The organism is Prosthecomicrobium pneumaticum, assembly GCF_014199915.1.
In the GTDB taxonomy this organism is placed as follows: Bacteria; Pseudomonadota; Alphaproteobacteria; order Rhizobiales; family Kaistiaceae; genus Prosthecomicrobium; species Prosthecomicrobium pneumaticum.
In genome coordinates this window covers 1-19,328 of record NZ_JACHOO010000011.1, presented here as the reverse complement: position 1 = coordinate 19,328, position 19,328 = coordinate 1, and the positions used below count along the sequence as shown (strand labels likewise).

At 70.0% G+C, this 19,328-nt stretch carries 16 protein-coding genes and 1 rRNA gene; 11 read left to right on the top strand and 6 right to left on the bottom strand.

The genetic code is table 11. From position 1 onward, the window contains the following. Positions 1-8 precede the first annotated feature (8 nt). Positions 9-1,652 carry a GMC family oxidoreductase gene (locus GGQ63_RS19720; protein ID WP_183858336.1) on the top strand — a complete coding sequence of 548 codons (1,644 nt, stop codon included), beginning with the start codon at positions 9-11 and terminating at the stop codon, positions 1,650-1,652. A gap of 13 nt (positions 1,653-1,665) precedes the next feature. Here the strand turns inward: GGQ63_RS19720 and GGQ63_RS19715 are convergent, their stop codons facing one another. The 4 genes from GGQ63_RS19715 to GGQ63_RS19700 form a co-directional block, all read right to left on the bottom strand. Further along, the gene (locus GGQ63_RS19715) at positions 1,666-3,195 is read right to left on the bottom strand and encodes a hypothetical protein (protein WP_183858335.1); all 1,530 of its coding nucleotides are present in this window, start codon (positions 3,193-3,195) and stop codon (positions 1,666-1,668) included. A 115-nt stretch (positions 3,196-3,310) separates the two neighbouring features. Beyond that, positions 3,311-4,726, bottom strand: coding sequence for a hypothetical protein (locus GGQ63_RS19710; protein ID WP_183858334.1), 1,416 nt, complete (start codon positions 4,724-4,726; stop codon positions 3,311-3,313). Positions 4,727-5,312: 586 nt separating this feature from the next. Continuing rightward, positions 5,313-6,830 carry a hypothetical protein gene (locus tag GGQ63_RS19705; protein ID WP_183858333.1) on the bottom strand — a complete coding sequence of 506 codons (1,518 nt, stop codon included), beginning with the start codon at positions 6,828-6,830 and terminating at the stop codon, positions 5,313-5,315. Positions 6,831-7,070: 240 nt separating this feature from the next. Continuing rightward, positions 7,071-7,832, bottom strand: coding sequence for an IclR family transcriptional regulator domain-containing protein (locus tag GGQ63_RS19700; protein ID WP_183858332.1), 762 nt, complete (start codon positions 7,830-7,832; stop codon positions 7,071-7,073). A 141-nt stretch (positions 7,833-7,973) separates the two neighbouring features. On the opposite strand from GGQ63_RS19700, the gene GGQ63_RS19695 reads away from it, so the two are divergent. The 8 genes from GGQ63_RS19695 to GGQ63_RS19660 all read left to right on the top strand — a co-directional run bounded on the left by GGQ63_RS19695 (position 7,974) and on the right by GGQ63_RS19660 (position 15,627). Beyond that, positions 7,974-8,705, top strand: a complete 732-nt coding sequence (locus GGQ63_RS19695; RefSeq protein ID WP_183858331.1) for a 3-oxoacid CoA-transferase subunit A — start codon at positions 7,974-7,976, stop codon at positions 8,703-8,705. 1 nt (position 8,706) lies between these two features. Continuing rightward, positions 8,707-9,378: a 3-oxoacid CoA-transferase subunit B gene (locus GGQ63_RS19690; RefSeq protein WP_183858330.1), complete on the top strand. Its 672-nt coding sequence runs from the start codon at positions 8,707-8,709 to the stop codon at positions 9,376-9,378. A 2-nt stretch (positions 9,379-9,380) separates the two neighbouring features. Further along, on the top strand, positions 9,381-10,583 hold the full coding sequence (gene pcaF, locus GGQ63_RS19685; protein WP_183858329.1) for a 3-oxoadipyl-CoA thiolase: 1,203 nt from the start codon (positions 9,381-9,383) through the stop codon (positions 10,581-10,583). Positions 10,584-10,856: 273 nt separating this feature from the next. Beyond that, on the top strand, positions 10,857-11,849 hold the full coding sequence (locus tag GGQ63_RS19680) for a hypothetical protein (RefSeq protein WP_183858328.1): 993 nt from the start codon (positions 10,857-10,859) through the stop codon (positions 11,847-11,849). 36 nt (positions 11,850-11,885) lie between these two features. After that, positions 11,886-12,809: a glycosyltransferase family 2 protein gene (locus tag GGQ63_RS19675; protein ID WP_183858327.1), complete on the top strand. Its 924-nt coding sequence runs from the start codon at positions 11,886-11,888 to the stop codon at positions 12,807-12,809. Then, positions 12,806-14,014, top strand: a complete 1,209-nt coding sequence (locus GGQ63_RS19670) for a glycosyltransferase family 4 protein (protein WP_183858326.1) — start codon at positions 12,806-12,808, stop codon at positions 14,012-14,014. Before GGQ63_RS19675 ends, GGQ63_RS19670 begins: the two co-directional genes overlap by 4 nt. Positions 14,015-14,018: 4 nt before the next feature. Then, on the top strand, positions 14,019-14,969 hold the full coding sequence (locus GGQ63_RS19665; RefSeq protein WP_183858325.1) for a glycosyltransferase family 10 fucosyltransferase: 951 nt from the start codon (positions 14,019-14,021) through the stop codon (positions 14,967-14,969). Between the two features lie 52 nt (positions 14,970-15,021). Beyond that, complete coding sequence (locus tag GGQ63_RS19660) at positions 15,022-15,627, top strand: biliverdin-producing heme oxygenase (RefSeq protein WP_183858324.1); 606 nt, start codon at positions 15,022-15,024, stop codon at positions 15,625-15,627. Positions 15,628-15,672: 45 nt separating this feature from the next. Here the strand turns inward: GGQ63_RS19660 and GGQ63_RS19655 are convergent, their stop codons facing one another. Both GGQ63_RS19655 and GGQ63_RS19650 read right to left on the bottom strand, forming a co-directional pair. Beyond that, a complete protein-coding gene (locus GGQ63_RS19655; protein ID WP_183858323.1) occupies positions 15,673-16,707 on the bottom strand; it encodes an aldo/keto reductase in 1,035 nt (344 codons plus the stop codon). Between the two features lie 50 nt (positions 16,708-16,757). Beyond that, a complete protein-coding gene (locus tag GGQ63_RS19650) occupies positions 16,758-17,594 on the bottom strand; it encodes an oxidoreductase (protein WP_183858322.1) in 837 nt (278 codons plus the stop codon). Positions 17,595-17,767: 173 nt separating this feature from the next. Here GGQ63_RS19650 and GGQ63_RS19645 point away from each other — a divergent pair, with 173 nt between their 5' ends. Together GGQ63_RS19645 and GGQ63_RS19640 are read left to right on the top strand one after the other, a co-directional pair. After that, a complete protein-coding gene (locus GGQ63_RS19645; protein ID WP_183858321.1) occupies positions 17,768-18,670 on the top strand; it encodes an AraC family transcriptional regulator in 903 nt (300 codons plus the stop codon). A gap of 574 nt (positions 18,671-19,244) precedes the next feature. Beyond that, a 16S ribosomal RNA gene (locus tag GGQ63_RS19640) occupies positions 19,245-19,328 on the top strand; the annotation flags it as partial.

The following is a 19,328-nucleotide window of genomic DNA, read 5'->3' as shown; positions in this document are numbered from 1 at the left end:
GGCGGACCATGGCGCCGAAGGGCAGCGCGAAGAACGGAACGGTGCCGGCCGATTTCGGCAGTTTCGACGTGGTGATCGTCGGCGCCGGCTCGGCGGGTTCCGTGATCGCCAACCGGCTGTCCGCCGATCCGGGCCGCCGCGTGCTGCTCCTCGAGGCCGGCAAGGGCGACAACCACCCCTGGGTCCACATCCCGGTCGGCTATCTCTTCGCGATCGGCAATCCGCGCCTCGACTGGGGCTTCCGGACCGCGCCGGTGCCCGGCCTCGGCGGCCGCAGCCTCCTCTATCCGCGCGGCAAGGTGCTCGGCGGCTGCTCCTCGATCAACGGCATGATCTATATGCGCGGCCAGGCGCAGGACTATGACGGCTGGCGCGATCTCGGCAATCCGGGCTGGGCCTGGGACGATGTGCTGCCGCTCTTCCGCCGCTCCGAGCGGCATTTCGGCGACGCCGACGCCGCGCACGGCACCGGGGGCGAGCTCCATGTCGAGCCGCAGCGGCTGCACTGGCCGATCCTCGACGCCGTCGCCGAGGCGGCGGTCGAGATGGGCATTCCCCGCGCCGCCGATTTCAACGCCGGCGACAATGAGGGGGTCGGCTATTTCCCGGTCAACCAGCGCCGCGGCATACGCTGGAATGCGCGCAAGGCCTTCCTCGACCCGGCGCGGCGCCGGCGCAACCTCGTCGTCCTCACGCAATGCCATGTCGAGCGGCTGACCTTCGAGGGCCGCCGCGCCACCGGCGTCGTCTTCTCGCGGCCGGGCGGCCGCTTCGCCGTTTCCGCCCGCGAGCAGGTGGTGCTGTCGGCCGGCGCGATCGGCACGCCGCAGCTCCTCGAGCTCTCCGGCATCGGCCGGCCGGACGTGCTGTCCCGTATCGGCGTTCCGGTCTTCCATGCGCTCGACGGCGTCGGCGAGAACCTGCAGGACCATCTGCAGCTGCGCACCATCTTCTCGATCACCGGCGCGCGGACGCTCAACGACCGCGCCGCGACGCTCGCCGGCAAGGCCGGCATCGCGCTCGAATATGCGCTGCGGCAGAGCGGCCCGATGGCGATGGCGCCGAGCCAGCTCGGCATCTTCACGCGCTCCGGCCCCGACCACAACCGCGCCAACATCGAGTATCACGTCCAGCCGCTGTCGCTCGACGCCTTCGGCGAGCCGCTCCACCGCACGCCGGCGCTCACCGTCTCGGTCTGCAATCTGCGCCCGACGAGCCGGGGCGCGACCCATGCGGCGAGCGCCGACCCTTATGCCGCGCCGGTCATCCAGCCGGATTACCTGTCGACCGAGGCGGATCGCGCCGTCGCCGCGGCGAGCATCCGCCACGCCCGCCGCCTGATGGCGCAGCCCCGCCTCGCCCGCTACCGGCCGGACGAGGTCAAGCCCGGCCGCGGGCCGGAGGATGACGCGGCGCTCGCCGCGCTCGCGGGAGCGATCGGCACGACGATCTTCCATCCCGTCGGCACGGCGCGGATGGGCAGCGACGCGGAGGCCGTCGTCGATCCGGAATTGCGTGTCCGCGGGCTCGACGGGCTGCGCATCGCCGATTGCTCGGTGATGCCGGCGATCGTGTCGGGCAATACGCACGCCCCCGCCGTGATGATCGGCGAGCGCGCCGCCGATCTCATCCGCGCCGCCGCCCGCGGCTGAAGGCGTTTCCGCCTCAGCGGGCCGGCCGCAGCACCGCGACCGCCATGCCCGGCTCCTGCCAGACGATGTCGAAGGCGACGTCCTCGGCCGGTCCGCCGAGCAGCGCCTCCTTCGGCGGCATGGTGTCGCGCACGCTCGCCGCCCAGATCAGGCAGGCGCCGCCCCGCTCGACCGTCGCGAGGAAGTCGCCCCAGTCGTCGGCCTGCTGCGCCTGACGGTAGGCGGTCTCGCGCGGCAGCGGCTTGGCGTCGGCGACGAGGCCGAGAAAGCGCAGATAGCCCGGCCAGTTGGTGAAGGTCGGCCGCTCGCCGGAGCGGCAGGCCTGCGGCACCGCCGGCGGCGTCGGATAGGTGAGCGTGAAGCCGCCGGCGCCGAGATTCGCCGCGGCGATCGCCTGTCCGGTAATGACGAGGAGATAGGCCGCCGCCGCATAGGGCGCGATCGCGCCGACGCGCGATCCGTCGGCCGTGCGCGACCAGAGGGCGAGGCCGCGCGCGAAGAGCACGGCGAGCGGCGCGAAGATCGGAGAGAGGAGCCGGATGTTGATCGGGTCGATCGCCGTCGTGATCTGCGAATAGATGAGCATGGCGAGATGCAGCACCACCATCGCCGCAGCGGTGACCGTCACCGCATCGGCCCGGTCGAGCCGGCCGTGCCGGACGAGGAGGAGGACGAGCGCCGCGAGCCCGACGAAGCCGAGAACGCCCCAGACGAGGCCGAGGCTCTCGAAGGGCAGCAGGAACTGGCCGAATGCCGAGAGCAGCCGGCCGAGCGCGAAGAGCAGCGTGTCGTCCGTCGGGGTGCGTCCGCCGAAGGCGGTGCCGTCGGCGAGCATGTTGCGCAGCACCATCGCTGCGACGACGAGCGCGGCGGTCGCCGTCGCCGAGACGCCGCAGACGATCCGCCGCTCGAGCGGAATGCGGTCGAGCGCCGCGATGCCGAGGAGCACGGCCGGCAGCAGCGTGACGCCGATATAGCGCGTCAGGAAAGCCGCCCCGACGAGCAGCCCGAGGAGGATCCCGAAGCCGAGCGGGCCGAGCCGCGGCGGCCGGGCGAGGAGGAAGAGAAGGACGAGAACGAGGACGATATAGGGCACCTCGCTCCAGACATAGGAGAACACCATTTGCGGCCCGGAATTGAGGAAGACCGCGAGGGCGAGCACCGCCGCCGCACCGGCCCGCAGCCCCTCGCCGCGCGCGAGCAGGAAGGTCAGGGCCGATGAGAGCGCCAGCCCCGCCATGCCGAGCAAAGCCGCCGCCATCGTATAGGACGGGGTCACCGCACCGAGGAGTGCGAGAAGCGCCGGATAGAGCGGCGGGAAGAGCGTCAGCTCGGTGCCGGCCGGGCCATAGAGCGAGAGGAGACCTTCGCCCGCGGCGAGGCTCTTTGCGGCATAGAGATAGAGCAGCGAGTCCGGGCTCAGCGAAACCGCCGCCCGCATCTTGTAGGCGAGCAGCAGCAAGGGCAGGAGGACGACCGGCACCAGCACCACCGCGTCCGGGATCGGCCTCCGTCCGGCGCGGCGTGTCTCTTCGCTCGTCATGGTTCCCTCGTCTCGGCAGTCCGGGGTGTCGGCGTTAGGACCCCGGCTGCCACCGGGGAAACCGGCGCATCATGCCGGCCGACCCGCCGGCCCGCCAGACCCGATATCGGACGGCTCACGGCGGCTCGATCATGGCGACGGACAGGCCCTCGTTCGCCGAGAGGAGATAAATGGTGATTCCCTCCGGCGCGCCCCCGAGGATCACCTCGGGCGGGGGAAGAGGCCCCGGTGCGGCCTCCACCCAGACGATGCAGCCCCCTCCGGCCTTCAGGGAGTCCTTGAATTCATCCCAGTCGTCCGCTCGTTCTGCACGGCGGTAATATGCCTGTCGGGGGGGGGGCTTCGCGTTGTCGGCGAGGCCCAGAAAGCGGAGATAGCCGGGCCAGTTCGAGTAGATCGGCCAGGTTCCGGACCGGCACAGTTGGGGAATCTCCGGAGGTTCCGTGAGGCTGAGCTTGAAGCCGGCCGGTCCATTCTCGGCAGCACGCAGACACGCTCCGACCAGCAACGCGAGATAGATCGCCGAGGCTCCGGCAGCGACAATCTTCCGGCCCGGGGCAGCGCCGCTCGATCGGGTGCCGACAGATATTTCGCTCGCGCAAAGTAGAAAGAGAATGGGTACGGCCGGACCAAGCAGTCGAAACGAGATCGGATCGATCGCCGTGCTGACCTGAGTATAGATGAGCGTCAGAATATGAAAAAACGCGATCGCGGCGGCGCCGACGAAGAACGGCTCGCGATATTGACGAAGAAGGCCACGCAGGATCATGGCCGCAGCGAGGATCAGGCCGACTGCGCCGACCGCGCTCCAGGCGACGGCGAAGCGGCCGAACGGCAGGATGAACGCGCCAAAGGTGTTCGCCGTCTGTCCGAGCGCGAGGGCCAGCGTGTCGTCCGTGGGGGGGCGCGGCCCGAATGCCGTGCCATCGATCCGCAGATTGGTCAAAATGACGATCACGACGATGGATGTGGCGATCAGGCCAAACCATAAGAGAGATCGGATGCCCGCTCGGACGGAGAGGCCGGGCCGGCTCGCGAGCGCAAGACATGTCGGCGGGATAAGGCTCAGCCCGTGGTATCGGGTGAGGAAGGCCGCGCCGACGAGCAGTCCCGTCACGACGCCGGCCAAGCCCGGCCCGATTTCCGGAAGACGGAAGAATACATAAACGAGAGAAAGGAGAAGAAAGAGGTAGAGGCCCTCGCTCCAGACATGGGTGAAAAGCATCTGGACGAAGGGATTGACGAAGATCAGCGCCGTGACGAGGGCGGTTGCGCGGGGTGAGAGGCCGGCGCGGCCGGCGGCAAGGGCGAAAAGGACAACACATCCCGCAAAGGCGGCGAGATTGACCAGCGCGGCGGCTGCCTCGAGCGAGGGCGCAACGAGCCCGACGATGGCGATCATCAGCGGGTAGAGCGGCGGGAAGAGTGTCAGCCGCATGCCGGGCGGCCCATAAAGAGCCAGCATCCCTTCCGGCGTAAAGGCACCGCGGGCAGCATAAAGGTATGACAGGGAATCCGGGGTGATATTCATCCCGCTCCGGATTCTGAAGGCTAAACATGAAATAAGAAATAAAAATATTACAGAATTATACAATAACCTCTGATTTCTGAACATGATCTTCAGTTTTTGCCAATTATAAATTTCGTCGAGACATAGTGACTCAATGAATAGATCGTTTATGAGAATCATTCAAGTGCGATCGCGGCGGCGCCTCGGCGAAGGGACCGGCCGGCAGGGGGGGGGCGGCCCGGTTTTCCCGGCACAGATGCCGTGACGTCGCGCCCCGCCGTCTCGGGCTCGCCTGCCCGCCATCCTGTGAAAGGACCCTCGAGCCGCCGCGGCGAACCGCGATCGCCCCGGCACGGCGGGGTCTCCCTACGGCAGGATCTCCTCGATCGCCGCCTTGACGCGGCGGAGCGCCGGCAGGTAGCGGTGGGGCAGCTCCTCGACCGGTTCGCGGTAGGCGCGCAGGCCGAAATTGAGCGCTGCGACCATCACGCCGGCGGGCGGAGACGGGCGGAACGGGGATCGCGCGGAGCCCGATCTCGACCTCCTCGCCGATCAGCGCGCATCATGCCGGCCGCCCCGCGCGCCGGCAAGGGCGATATCGGACGGCTCACGGCGGCTCGATCATGGCGACGGACAGGCCCTCATTCGCCGAGAGGAGATAGATGGTGATTCCCTCCGGCGCGCCCCCGAGGATCACCTCGGGCGGGGGAAGAGGCCCCGGTGCGGCCTCCACCCAGACGATGCAGCCCCCGCCGGCCTTCAGGGAGTCCTTGAATTCATCCCAGTCGTCCTCGCGTTCCGTGCGACGGTATTCTTCCTGTCGCGGGGTGGGCTTCGCATTGTCGGCGAGGCCCAGAAAGCGGAGATAGCCGGGCCTGTTCGAGAAGATCGGCCACGTTCCGGACTTGCACAGTTCGGGGATCTCCGGAGGATTCGCGAGCGCCAGCTTGAAGCCTGCCGGCCCACGTTCCGCGCCGCTCAGGGCAACGCCGGTCAGCAGCGCGAGATAGATCGCCGCGGCTCCCGCAGCGACCATCCTCCTCCCCCGCGCGGCACCGCCCGATCGGGTGCGGCCCGACATCTCGCGTGCGCAAAGCAGGACGACGAGAGGAAACGCCGGTCCCAGCAATCGAAACGAAATCGGATCGATCGCCGTGCTGATCTGGGAATAGATCAGCAACAGGGTATGAAAGAACACGATCGCCGCGGTGCCGACGAAGAACGGCTCGCGATATCGACGAAGAAGGCCGCGCAAGATGATGGCCGTTACGAGGATCAGGCCGATCACGCCGACCGCGCTCCAGGCGAGGGTGAGGCGGCTGACGGGCAGGATCAACGAGCCGAAGGCCATTGCGGTCTGGCGGAGCGCGAAGGCCAGCGTGTCGTCGGAGGGAGGACGCTCCCCGAAGGTCGTGCCATCGATCCTCAGATTGGTGAAAACGACGATCACGACGATGGATGTGGCGATCAGGCCGAACCATACGAGAGATCGGATGCCCGCTCGGAGTGAGAGGCCGGGCCGGCTCGCGAGCGCCAGAAAGGTCGGCGGGACAAGGCTCAGTCCGTGGTATCGGGTGAGGAAGGCCGCGCCGACGAGCAGTCCGGTGACGATGCCGGCCCAGTCCGGCCGGATTTCCGGAAGACGGAAGAATACATAGACGAGAGAAAGAAGAAGAAAGAGGTAGAGGCCCTCGCTCCAGACATAGGTGAAAAGCATCTGGACGAAGGGATTGACGAAGATCAGCGCCGTGACGAGCGCGGTTGCGCGGGGTGAAAGACCGGCGCGGCCGGCGGCAAGGGCGAAAAGGACAACGCATCCCGCAAAGGCGGCGAGATTGACCAGCGCGGCGGCGGCCTCGAGCGAGGGCGCAACGAGCCCGACGATGGCGATCATCAGCGGGTAGAGCGGCGGGAAGAGTGTCAGCCGCATGCCGGGCGGCCCATCAACGTCCAGCATCCCTTCCGGCGTAAAGGCACCGCGGGCAGCATAAAGATATGACAGGGAATCCGGGGTGATATTCATCCCGCTCCGGATTCTGAAGGCTAAACATGAAATAAGAAATAAAAATGTTACAGAATTATACAATAACCTCTGATTTCTGAACATGATCTTCAGTTTTGCCAATTATAAATTTCATCGAGACATAGTGATTCAATGAATAGATCGTTCATGAGAATCATTCAAGTGCGATCGCAGGGGGGCGCCGCGGCGAAGGGGCCGGCCGGCAAGGGGCGGCCCGGCTCTCCCGGCACAGATGCCGCGACGGCGCGCGCCGCGCCGGCGCGGTCTCGCCTGCCCGCCATCCTGTAAGGGACCTCCGAGCCGCCGCGGCTTACCGCGATCGCCCGGCACGGCAGGGTCTCCCTACGGAAGGATCTCCTCGATCGCCGTCTTGACGCGGCGGAGCGCCGGCAGGTAGCGGCGGGGCAGCTCCTCGACCGGTTCGAGGCGCGCCGGCAGGCCGAGATTGAGCGCCGCGACCGTGACGCGGCGGGCCGAGACGAGCGGCACGGCGATCGAGCGGAGCCCGATCTCGACCTCCTCGTCGATCACCGCATAGCCGGCCGTCCGCACCGCGGCGAGTTCGGCGATGATCGCCTCCGGGTCGGTCAGGGTGCGGTCCGTGCGGCGGGGGAGGGGGCCGTCGCCGAGCCGGGCGCGCGCCTCCGCCTCCGGCAGCGCGGCGAGCAGCACCCGCCCCATCGAGGTGCAATAGGCGGGCAGGCGCGAGCCCGGCATCAGCGCGATCGACATCAGTTTCCGCTGCGCCGCGCGGGCGACATAGACGATCTCCGTCCCGTCGAGCACGGAGACCGAGGAGCTCTCGCCGATCTCCTCCGACAGCGCGTCGAGAAGGGGCTGGACGAGGCGCGGCAGCGGCATGGTGGCGAGGCAGGCGGTGCCGAGCCGCAGCACGCGCGGCGTCAGCGTGAAGAATTTTCCGTCGTAATCCGCATAGCCGAGATGGGCGAGCGTCAGCAGGCAGCGCCGCGCCGTCGCCCGGTCGAGCCCCGCGGCCGCCGCCACCTCGGCGATCGACTGGCGCGGCCGCTCCGGAACGAAGGTCTCGATCACCTTCAGCCCCTTGGCGAGCCCGCCCATCAGATCGCGCTCCGGGATCGTCATCCGCCTTCCTCCTCCGGCCGGTGCGCATCGCCCGGTTTGGGCGATATACGAACAAATGCACGATATCGCACAAATCGCATGGACGGAAGGTCCGGCCGGGGCCTATCTCTCGCTCATCGGGAGCATGGAGGGAGGAAGCCGATGGACAAGACGGTCGCCGATCTCGCCACCGTGGTGGCGGGGATCGAGGACGGCATGACGGTGATGATCGGCGGCTTCGGCGGCGCCGGCGCGCCGATCGAGCTGATCCACGCCCTGATCGACCGGTTCCGCACCACCGGGCACCCGAAGGATCTGACGATCGTCAACAACAATGCCGGCAACGGCCATGTCGGCCTCGCCGCGCTGATCGAGCACGGCATGGTGAAGAAGCTCGTCTGCTCCTTCCCCCGTTCGGCCGACCCGGTCGTCTTCACCGAGCGTTACCTCGCCGGCAGGATCGAGCTCGAACTCGTGCCGCAGGGCACGCTCGCCGAGCGCATCCGCGCCGGCGGCGCCGGCATCCCGGCCTTCTACACCCCGACCGGCTACGGCACGCTGCTCGCCGAGGGCAAGCCGATCGCCGAGTTCGACGGCCGCGCCTATGTCCAGGAGCGCTGGCTGAAGGCCGATGTAGCCCTCGTCAAGGCCGAGACCGCCGACACCCACGGCAACCTCACCTTCCGTGCCGCATCCCGCAACTTCAACCCGCTGATGTGCATGGCCTCCAGGCACGCGGTCGTCCAGGCGCGGCGCGTCGTGCCGGCGGGCGCCATCGACCCCGAGGTCGTCGTGACGCCCGGCATCTTCGTCCAGGCCGTGGTCGAGGTCGCCGATCCGCAGCAGGAAGAGGATCTCAACCGGGCGAACGCCGTCTATCCGGGAGAAGCCTGAGATGACCGTCAAACTCTCGAACGATCAGATCGCCTGGCGCGCCGCGCAGGACATCACCGACGGCGCCTATGTCAATCTCGGCATCGGCTTTCCCGAGAAAGTCGCGCAATACCAGCCGCCGGGCCGGCAGGCGATCTTCCACACCGAGAACGGCATCCTCGATTTCGGCGAGTCGCCGGCGAAGGGCGAGGAGGACTGGGACCTGATCAATGCCGGCAAGCGGGCGGTGACGCTGAAGCCGGGCGCCTCCTTCTTCCATCACGCCGACAGCTTCGCCATGGTGCGCGGCGGCCATCTCGACGTCGCCATTCTCGGCGCCTACGAGGTGGCGGAGAACGGCGATCTCGCCAACTGGTCGACCGGGCCGAAGGGCGTGCCGGCGGTCGGCGGCGCGATGGATCTCGTGCATGGCGCCAAGCGGATCGCCGTGATCACCGACCATGTGACGAAGGACGGCCGGCCGAAGCTCGTCGAGCGCTGCAGCCTGCCGCTCACCGGCGTCGGCTGCGTCACGCGGGTCTACACCTCGCTCGCCGTCGTCGACATCGAGGGCGGCCGCTTCGTCCTCAAGGAGAAGCTTCCCGCCCTCTCCCTCGAAGACCTGCAGGCGGCGACCGGCGCGACGCTCGTCGTCGCCGGGCCGGTCGCCGATCTGATCGTTCCGGAGCTCTGATCATGGCCGAGGCCTTCATCTGCGATTACGTCCGCACGCCGATCGGCCGCTTCGGCGGCGCGCTTTCGTCCGTCCGCGCCGACGATCTCGGCGCCGTGCCCTTGAGGGCGCTGATCGCCCGAAATGCCGGGCTCGACTGGGCGGCGGTCGACGACGTCGTCTTCGGCTGCGCCAACCAGGCCGGCGAGGACAACCGCAACGTCGCCCGCATGGCGTCCCTCCTCGCCGGCCTGCCCGTCTCGGTGCCGGGGACGACGATCAACCGGCTCTGCGGCTCGGGCATGGATGCCGTCGCGACCGCCGCGCGGGCGATCAAGGCCGGTGAGGCCGACCTCCTCATCGCCGGCGGCGTCGAGAGCATGTCGCGCGCGCCCTTCGTGCTGCCGAAGGCGGAGAGCGCCTTTTCCCGCCATGCCGAGATCCACGACACGACGATCGGCTGGCGCTTCGTCAACCCGCTGATGAAGGCGCAGTACGGCGTCGATTCGATGCCGGAGACCGGCGAGAACGTCGCCGAGGATTACCGCGTCGGCCGCGAAGACCAGGACGCCTTCGCGCTGGCGAGCCAGGAGAAGGCGGCGGCCGCGCAGGCGAACGGCCGTCTCGCCCGCGAGATCACGCCCGTCTCGATCCCGCAGCGGAAGGGCGCGCCGGTGGTCGTCGACCGCGACGAGCATCCCCGCGCGACGACCCTCGAGGCGCTCGCGAAGCTGCCGACGCCGTTCCGTGCCGGCGGCACGGTGACGGCCGGCAACGCCTCCGGCGTCAATGACGGCGCCGCGGCGCTGATCATCGCCTCGGCCGAGGCGGCGAAGCGGCACGGCCTCACCCCGATCGCCCGCGTGCTCGGCGGCGCCACCGCCGGCGTGCCGCCGCGCGTCATGGGCATCGGCCCGGCCCCCGCCTCGCAGAAGCTGATGGAGCGGCTCGGCCTGACCCCTGCCGATTTCGACGTCATCGAGCTCAACGAGGCCTTCGCCTCGCAGGGGCTCGCCACGCTCCGCCTGCTCGGCATCGCCGACGCCGATCCCCGCGTCAACCGGAACGGCGGCGCGATCGCGCTCGGCCATCCGCTCGGCATGTCGGGCGCCCGGATCACCGGCACGGCGGCGCTCGAACTGTCGCTCTCCGGTGGCCGCCGCTCGCTGTCGACGATGTGCATCGGCGTCGGCCAGGGCATCGCGATCGCGCTCGAGCGGGTCTGACGCACCGCTCCGCCTCGACGGCGATCGGCCGGGCGCCCCATCGACGGCCGGTCGGCCCGTTCGATGCCCGGATGCCGGCGGTCGCCGACTTCGCCTCGCGGGGCTCGACCCGCCGCCGCCAGAACGAGCGGAGAGCCCCGCAGCGCGGGCTGCGCCGTCGCCGCGATCCTCGTCGCGCCACGCGCCGGCCGCCTTGGCCCTTCCGCAGCCTTGCGTCGGGCTGCTAGCATGTCGGGGTCACGCTCCGGGGCGGCGGCGGACAGAGGGCCGATCGTGAGACGACAAATCCGGCGTGCGCTCGTCCGGCGCTTCGGCTCACGCCCGCAGGCGGCCGATTTCGAGATCGACTGGATCTGGTCGAAGGGGGTCGGCCGCTTCTGCGACAGCGCCGCCGATGCGCGCTACTGGGCCGCGGAGACGGAAGCGGTGCAGAGCGAGGCGTTCTTCGCCGAGCGGTTCGGTGCTGCCGCCGGCCTCGTCTGGATCCGGCTCGGCACGGGCGCGCGCGACGGGTGGAACAACGATCTCGATCATTTCGCCGCCGTCGCTGTGCCCGCGATCCGCTCCCCCTTCGTCCTCGTCACGACCGATGGCGATGCGAGCGTGCCGGCCGATCTGCGGCCGGAGACCGTGGCGGCGATCCGCGGCTCGCCCTTCTTTCGCGGCTGGGCGACGCAGAACTGGGACGGCACGGGCGGGCCGCTCTTTCGTCCCTTTCCGATCGGCTTCGATTTCCACAGCCCCCGGCTCTTCACGAGCCCGCGCCGTCTCGCGCGCGATCTCTTCGCCATCGCCGACCGTGCCGCGCCGGTCGAAGCGCGGCCGCTCCGCATCTTCTGCGACGCTCACCTCAGCCTCGCCTCGGACGAGCGGGGCTGGATCGCCCGCCATTATCGCGGCGTCCCCCATATCGACATGCTGCCGGCCCGCATCGGCCAGACGGCGATCTGGCGCGCCTATGCCCGCGCGAGCTTCGTCGTCAGCCCGTCGGGCAACGGCATCGACTGTCATCGCACCTGGGAGGCGCTCGCTCTCGGTGCGATCGCCGTCGTCCGCCGCTCCTCGATCGATCCGCTGTTCGAGGGCCTCGCCGTCCTTGTCGTCGACGACTGGGCGGAACTTCTCGACGGCCGCGATCTCGCCCGCCGCCGCGCCGCCCTCGCCCCGCTCACCCGCGCCGAGCATGTCCGGCCGCGGCTTCGGGCGCACTTTCATCTCGATCCCTTGCGCGGGGTGGTGGCGTCGCAAGCGCGGGCCCTGCTATGAGCCGCATTCCGTTCTCGAACCGGAATCGCCCCTGGAATGGCTGACGTCAGTGTGATCGTTCCGGCCCACGACGCCGCAGGAACCGTCGCGTCGACGATCGCGTCCCTCGCCTCCGAGCGCGCCGCGGTCCGCGAGATCATCCTCGTCGACGACGCCTCGATCGATGGCACGGCCGAGGTGGCGGAGCGGCAGGCGGCGGTCTGCGGCCTGCCGCTCCGGGTGCTGAGCGCGGATTGCCGCGACAGTGGCGGCGCACGCAATATCGGCATCGCCGCGGCCTCCGGCACCTGGCTCTATTTCCTCGATGCCGATGACGAACACCTCGCGGGCGGGCTGACGGCGCTGCTCGCGACGGCCGCCGCGGAGCCGGCAACCGGCATGGCGGTCGGCGGCTTCCGCCGGATCGTCGACGGCGTCGTGCGGCGGCCGAAGCGGCCTCACCGCCTCGACGGCGACCCGCGCACCATCGCCGATCGCTACATCGCCGGGCGGATCCGCTCCTTCGCCGTCGGTTCGGTGCTGGTGCGCGCCGGCGCGGCGGCGGGCGTGTGTTTCCCGCTCGGCATGCCCTATGACGAGGACACGATCTTCTGGGCGCACATCCTGCGCGGCGCCCCGGTCGCCCGATGCGCGGCGATGACCATGGTCTATCGCCTCTCGACGGCGCGAGCCGACGGTCGCTTCCTGATCGACCCCATCGCCCGCTTCGAGCGCTGGCGGGCCGAGCTGCGCCGCTTGACCGAGATCGGCATCTCCGAAGCGGCGATCGCGACGCGCGAGGGGATCGTCGCCTTCAAGATCGCCCGGGTTCTCTATGCGGCGGGCGACAGGACCGGCGCGGCCGGCTTCCTCGCGCGGGCAGGTCGCGGCCCGATCTCGCTCGGCAACCGGCTGCGGATGGGCCGCTACCATGTGAAGCTCGCCTGCCGGGCGCGGCTGCCGCGAGACCTCGTCCCATGACCGGGAGGCGCGGTGGCACGTTCGTCTTCACGGCCGATCCGGTCTTTCCGCCGGTTTCGGGCGCCGATCTGCGCAACTGGCGGACCGTGCTCGGCGCGGCGCGCCTCGGTCCGGTCACGGCGGTCTCGCTCTGGGGGCCTCCGCCCGGCGCGGCGCCCACCCCGCCGGACGACATCACCCTCGCGACGCTCTCCGACGCGACGGCCGCGGCGGTGTTCCGCCGGCCGGCGGGCGGCACGGCGGTCGATCTCACCTTTCCCGAGGGCTGGCGCGAACGGCTCGACGCGCTGCTCGCCGGGGGGGCGCCGCAGCGAATCGTGATCGAGCATCTCGGACTGGCGCCGCTTCTCGCTCTGCCGGTCCTTCAGGGCGCGCGCCGGATCCTCGACATGCACAATGTCGAATCCGACCTGCTCGCCGCGAGCGAGCCGCTCTGGCGACGCCTTCTCACCCGCGACGCCAAGACCCGGGCGGTGCGTGCCGTCGAGCGCGCCATGATCGCGGCGGTCGACGAGGTGTGGCTCTGCTCTGCGATCGATGCCGCCCGGCTCGCCCGTCTCCATCCCGGCGTCCCGCCGCTCCGCGTGGTGCCGAACGCCGTTCCCTCGACATGGCGCGACGGTGCGCTGGCCGGGGAACCCGATGCGCGTCTTCGCCAGGACGGGCCGCGCCTCCTCTTCGTCGGCCATCTCCGCTATCGCCCCAACATCGCAGCCGCGCTCTTCCTCGCCCGCCGCCTGCTGCCGCTCCTGCGCCGCCGCCTGCCCGGCGCGACACTGGTGCTCGCCGGCCGCGCGCCGCATCACCGGGTGCGGGCGCTCGCCGGTCCCGGCGTCACCCTTGTCGAAGGACCCGACGATCTCGGGTCCCTCTATGCCGCCGCCGATGTCGCGGCGGTGCCGCTGCGGGTGGGGGGCGGCACACGCATCAAGGTGCTCGAGGCGATGGCCGCCGGCCTGCCCGTCGTGGCGACGGCGCTCGCCGTCGAGGGACTCGATCTCGAGCCGGGACGGCACGTTCTGATCGCCGAGCGGCCCGAGTCGTTCGTTGCGGCGATCGAGCGGCTGTGGCGCGATGCCGACTTCGCCGCACGGCAGCGGGCGGAGGCGCGCGCCCATGTGCTCGGCCGCTTCGGCGCCGCAGTGGTCGACGCGGCGATCGCCGCCGGGCTCGCCGGGCCCGCCGGCAGGCCGGACAAAGGCTGAGCCGATGCCGCTCATTCTCATCCAGACCGGCTTCTTCGGTGCGCCCGTCGCGACCGACAGTGCCCGGCCGGACGCCGACACCGTGTTCACCACCGACCGGAGCCGGATCGCGCAGGCTGATGCGGTCGTCTTTCACCTGCCCGATATCGTCCGCAAGGGCCTGCGCGGCATGCCGAAATGGCCGGGCCAGCTCTGGGTCGCCTGGACGATGGAGAGCATCGTCAACTGTCGCCCCCTCGCCGATCCGGAGGTGATGCGCCATTTCGACCTGCGCATGACCTATCAACGCGATGCGGATGTCTGGACGCCCTATCTGCCGCCGGCCGAGGCCTTCGCCGCGGCGCGGGCGGCCCCCCGCACGCCCAAGCACTGGGACCGTCCGGTCGCCCTCTTCCAGTCCTCGAAGCTCACCGCGAGCGGCCGCAACGCCCTCCTCGCCGACCTCGCCCGCCACCTGCCGATCGATTCCTACGGCGCCTTCATGCACAATCGCGATCTCCCGCAGCCCGATCGCGGCCCGGCGACCAAGGCCGCGGTGATCGCGGCCTATCCGTTCTGCATCGCCTTCGAGAACGCGATCGCGCCCGATTACGTCACCGAGAAGCTCTATGATCCGCTTCTCGCCGGCGCGGTGCCGATCTATCTCGGCGCGCCGAACGCTCCGGCTTTCGCCCCCGAGGGCAGCTATATCGATGCCGGCCGGTTCGCCGATATGGCGGCGCTCGCGGCCCATCTGCGCCGTCTCACTGCCGAGCGCGAGGCCTATGAGGCCCATTTCCGCTGGCGCGACCGCCCGCTGCCGGCGGCGCTGACGTCGATGATCGAGACCGTCCGCGTGCCCGCTTTCGATCGTCTCGCCGCCCTGGTCGAACGTCGCGCCCCGCCGGTGCGGCCGGCTGGCCGGCCGTTCTATCCCTTCGGCCGCTGGTTGCCGTTCCGGGGGCGTCTCGGGTGAGCCGGCGCGTTCACCCCCGGAGTGCCGGAGCCGCGGGGTCGAGGAGGCGGCCATGAGGGCGAGCACCGCCGCGGCGGAACCTGCGGGCCTCGCGGGACACTTGAAGGCGGCGACCGCGGCCAGCCATCATCGCCTCGACGCGGCGATCGCGGCCGCCCGCCCGTTCGAGAGCCGGGCGCGCTATGCCCGCTTTCTCGCCGTGCAGTTCGCCTTCCACCGCGCCGTCGATCCGCTCTACGCCGATCCCGATCTCGCGGCCCTCCTGCCCGATCTCGCCGGACGTCGGCGCCTGCCGGCTGTCGCGGCCGATCTCGCCGATCTCGGCGCCCCGCCGCCGGCCGGGGAGGCGGCGCCTCTTTTCGCGCCCGCTCTTCCGGCCGACCGGGCCGCGGCCGCCGGTGCGCTCTATGTCGCCGAAGGCTCCCGCCTCGGCGCCGCCTTCCTGCTCGCGGCCGTCGCCGGGCTCGGCCTGTCGGAGCGCTTCGGCGCCCGCCATCTCGCCGGCCATCCGGACGGCCGCGCCCGCCACTGGCGCCGCTTCACGGAGGCGCTCGACGGGCTCGCCCTCGGCGCGGACGAGGAAGCCCGTGCGGCCGTTGCCGCAGAGGCCGCCTTCGCGCATGTCGAGGGTCTGGTCGCGCGGTGGTTTGCCGCGTGACCCGGGACCGCCGGGCGAGGCGAGCGGCAGGAGAGGCGGCGGCCGTCAGCGCCGGGCGACGTCGCCGATCCGGTCCGTGCCCTGCCGCTCGAGCATCCAGCCGGGATATTCGCGCGGCAGCGCGCTCACCGCGTCGAGCCGCGAGAGCTCGTCCGCCGAAAGGGTCACCGCCGTCGCGGCGAGATTGTCGTCGAGCTGCTCGACCGTCTTCGCGCCGACGATGACGCTCGTCACGACCGGCTGGGCGAGCAGCCAGGCGAGTGCGATGCGCGCGACCGAGACGCCCCTCTCGGCGCCGATCGTCCGCATCGTCTCGATGGCGGCGAAGGCACGGTCGCGCTCGACCGGGGGGAAGTCGAAGTTCAGGCGGCGCGCGCCTTCGGGGCCGTTGCCGTCGCGGTCGAACTTGCCCGACAGCAGGCCGCCGGCGAGCGGGCTCCACACCATCAGGCCGATCTTCTGATCGCTGAGGAGGGGCACGATCTCCCGCTCGAGATCGCGGCCGGCGATCGAATAATAGGCCTGCAGCGAGGCGAAGCGCGCGAGCCCGTGCCGCTCCGCAAGGCCGAGCGCCTTCATGATCTGCCAGGCCGCCCAGTTCGAAACGCCGACATAGCGGACATGGCCCTGGCGGACGAGGTCGTCGAGCGCGCGGACCGTCTCCTCGACCGGCGTCAGCGGGTCGAAGCCGTGGATCTGGTAGAGATCGATGTGGTCGGTGCCGAGCCGTTTCAGGCTCGCCTTGACCGCATCGGCGAGATGGCCGCGCGAGGCGCCGCGGCCGTTCGGCCCCTCTCCGGTCCTGCCATAGGCCTTGGTGGCGACGACCACCTCGCTGCGCGGCCGGCCGGAGGCGCGGATCGCCCGGCCGGTGATCTCTTCCGAGACGCCCTCCGAATAGACGTCGGCCGTGTCGATGAAGTTCACGCCCGCCTCGAGCGCGCGGGCGACGAGCCGGTCGGCGGCCGCCTGGTCGAGTTCGCCGATGGCGGTCCAGAAGCCGCGGCCGCCGAAGGTCATGGCGCCGAGGCAGATCTCCGAGACGATCAGGCCGGTGCCGCCGAGGGTGTTGTAGCGCATGGGAATCTCCGAGGTGGGGGAGGGGGGTGGGCGCGGGCCGCCGGCGGGCGTCAGAAGGCGCCGTCGGTCGAGGCGGACAGTGCGCGCCAGGCCTCGAATTCGCGGGTCCAGTTCGCGAGCTTCGTCGAGACGACCTCGACCGCGTCGCTGCCGACCGCGAAATGGAGCGGCGGCTCGGCCTCGCCCGCGAGCCGGACGAGCGCGGCGGCGAGCTTCGCCGGATCGCCCGCCTGCTGGTGGTTGCGCTCGCGGTAGAGCGTGTGGATCTGCTCCGAGAGCGTCCGGTAGTCCTCGATCCCGCCGGTGCTGATCGCGACGGAACGCGGGTCGAGGAAATCGGTCCGGAAGAAGCCCGGCTCGACGATGGTGACCTTGATGCCGAGCCCGGCGACCTCGTTGGCGAGCGATTCGGAGAAGCCGGCGACGGCGAACTTGCTCGCGCAATAGAGGCTGCCGCCCGGTCCGCCGCGGACGCCCGCGATCGAGGAAAGGTTGAAGACATGGCCGGAGCGCTGCCGCCGCATCGCGGGGAGCACCGCCCGCGTCACGGCGAACAGGCCGAAGACATTGGTGGCGAACTGGCGCTCCGCATCCTCGGGTGCGGTCTCCTCGAAGAGGCCGAGATGGCCGTAGCCGGCATTGTTGACGAGCACGTCGATGCGGCCGAACCGCTCGAGCGCCGCCGCCGCCGCCGCTTCGGCTTCGCCGGCCGCCGCGACGTCGAGGCGCAGCGCCAGGAGGCGGTCCTCGCCCGCGCCGAGGGCGGCGGTGATCGCCGCCGGATCGCGGCCGGTCGCGACGACGCGATCGCCCGCATCGAGGGCGGCCGTGGCGATCGCAGCGCCGAGGCCGCGGCTCGCACCCGTGACGAACCAGGTCTTGGTCATAGCGGTCTCCCATTGTTGTGTGATGACCGGCAAATGGCGTCGCGGCGTGTTCGCGCCTAGCCGAATGCTGCCGCCTTCTTGCACGATCCTGCCGCAGCGCGCCGGGCGGTCTTGCAGGTGCGCCGCCGCGGGCGCACCTGAGCGCCGATCATGAGACGGACGGAGGGCTCCCCATGGACGAGTTGCGCAGCCTCATCGCCCGGCACGGCCCCATCGGCCGGACGGCGACGGCGATCCCCGGGGTCTCGCTTCTGCGGGCCGAGGCGACGACGACGGCGGCCCCCAGCGTCTACCAGCCGCTCTTCTGCGTCGTCGCGCAAGGCGCCAAGCGGCTCCTCGTCGGCGACCGCGTGCTCGTCTATGACGAGGCGAAATACATCGTCGTCTCCGTCGACATGCCGGTGAGCGGCGAGATCGTCGCGGCCTCTCCGGACGCCCCCTATCTCGCCTTCAGCCTCGCGCTCGACCGGACCGCGCTCGCCACCATGCTGATCGAGATGGGCGGTGCCGAGCCGGAACCGCCCGCGCCGATCGGCATGGCGGTCAGCCCGGTGACGCCGGATCTGCTCGATCCTGTCAAACGGCTCATGCGCCTGCTCGACCGGCCGGGTGAGATCGCCATGCTGGCGCCGCTCGCCGAGCGCGAGATCCTCTATCGGCTGCTGACCGGGCCGCAGGGCGCCATGCTGCGCCAGATCGCGCTCGCCGACAGCCGGCTGTCGCGGGTCAGCCGGGCGATCGACTGGATAAGGCGCCATTACGACCGCCCGCTCCGCATCGAGGCGCTCGCCGAGGTGGCGGGGATGAGCCACTCGACCTTCCACCGCCATTTCCGGGCGGTGACGGCGATGAGCCCGCTGCAGTTCCAGAAGCACATCCGACTTCAGGAAGCGCGGCAGTTGCTCCTGTCGCGGCAGGGCGATGCCGGCGCGGTCGGGTTCGCGGTCGGCTATGAGAGCGCCTCACAGTTCAGCCGCGAATATGCCCGGCTTTTCGGGGCGCCCCCGGCGCGCGATGCGGCCCGGCTGCGGGGTCTCTCGGCGCTCGATCGAGCGCGGAGTGCAGAGACGGTGTAGGCCGTTCCTCGCCATGGAAGCGACCGGGCAGCCGTCGGTGCGGGCGGCGAGGATCGTTCGGCACGAAACGGAATATCGCCCTCCAAGCCGCGGATTGCCTTGATTTTGCGCATGTCCGCCGTATGTTTATCCACAGCCGGCGAAATTTGTTCCGGTTGTCGTGACGGATTTCTGACTTTGGGGATTGACGGTTTTGTTGGTGTGGGCCTATATAGCGCCACAACGACGGCGGCGCTGCCGCTGGCGAGCAGAAAAACTCGTCTCTGAGTTTTGAAAAAAGCGCTGGACAAGACGCCGCGAGGTGGCTAGGACAGCGACAACGGTTCGGCCCTTGTGGCGAGCTGGTTTGGATGGCGGAAGCCATCGGTTCTTTGACAAGTGCATAGGAAGAAAGAGAAACGTAGACGGCGAGGTCCTTGCGGACTTCCGGTCTTCGGGCTGGAAGTCGAACGAGACTTCGGCGGCACTACGTTTATCAAGCTCGCATGTCGTTTTGGTGTCAGGAATGGCGCTGGAGCGACGGTGTGCTTGGGACTCGTCAATACGTAGTGACCAAGCCGATTACTCTCTCATTCAATCTGAGAGTTTGATCCTGGCTCAGAACGAACGCTGGCGGCAGGCCTAACACATGCAAGTCGAACGCCCCGCAAGGGGAGTG

What these genes read in the sequence shown, in the direction of transcription:
- pcaF (WP_183858329.1), top strand. Translation starts at nt 9,381, where the DNA reads ATGGCCGAGGCCTTCATCTGCGATTACGTCCGCACGCCGATCGGCCGC.
- GGQ63_RS19650 (WP_183858322.1), bottom strand. Translation starts at nt 17,594, where the DNA reads ATGACCAAGACCTGGTTCGTCACGGGTGCGAGCCGCGGCCTCGGCGCT.
- GGQ63_RS19690 (WP_183858330.1), top strand. Translation starts at nt 8,707, where the DNA reads ATGACCGTCAAACTCTCGAACGATCAGATCGCCTGGCGCGCCGCGCAG.
- GGQ63_RS19710 (WP_183858334.1), bottom strand. Translation starts at nt 4,726, where the DNA reads ATGAATATCACCCCGGATTCCCTGTCATACCTTTATGCTGCCCGCGGT.
- GGQ63_RS19660 (WP_183858324.1), top strand. Translation starts at nt 15,022, where the DNA reads ATGAGGGCGAGCACCGCCGCGGCGGAACCTGCGGGCCTCGCGGGACAC.
- GGQ63_RS19675 (WP_183858327.1), top strand. Translation starts at nt 11,886, where the DNA reads ATGGCTGACGTCAGTGTGATCGTTCCGGCCCACGACGCCGCAGGAACC.
- GGQ63_RS19655 (WP_183858323.1), bottom strand. Translation starts at nt 16,707, where the DNA reads ATGCGCTACAACACCCTCGGCGGCACCGGCCTGATCGTCTCGGAGATC.
- GGQ63_RS19720 (WP_183858336.1), top strand. Translation starts at nt 9, where the DNA reads ATGGCGCCGAAGGGCAGCGCGAAGAACGGAACGGTGCCGGCCGATTTC.
- GGQ63_RS19700 (WP_183858332.1), bottom strand. Translation starts at nt 7,832, where the DNA reads ATGACGATCCCGGAGCGCGATCTGATGGGCGGGCTCGCCAAGGGGCTG.
- GGQ63_RS19665 (WP_183858325.1), top strand. Translation starts at nt 14,019, where the DNA reads ATGCCGCTCATTCTCATCCAGACCGGCTTCTTCGGTGCGCCCGTCGCG.
- GGQ63_RS19695 (WP_183858331.1), top strand. Translation starts at nt 7,974, where the DNA reads ATGGACAAGACGGTCGCCGATCTCGCCACCGTGGTGGCGGGGATCGAG.
- GGQ63_RS19645 (WP_183858321.1), top strand. Translation starts at nt 17,768, where the DNA reads ATGGACGAGTTGCGCAGCCTCATCGCCCGGCACGGCCCCATCGGCCGG.
- GGQ63_RS19670 (WP_183858326.1), top strand. Translation starts at nt 12,806, where the DNA reads ATGACCGGGAGGCGCGGTGGCACGTTCGTCTTCACGGCCGATCCGGTC.
- GGQ63_RS19715 (WP_183858335.1), bottom strand. Translation starts at nt 3,195, where the DNA reads ATGACGAGCGAAGAGACACGCCGCGCCGGACGGAGGCCGATCCCGGAC.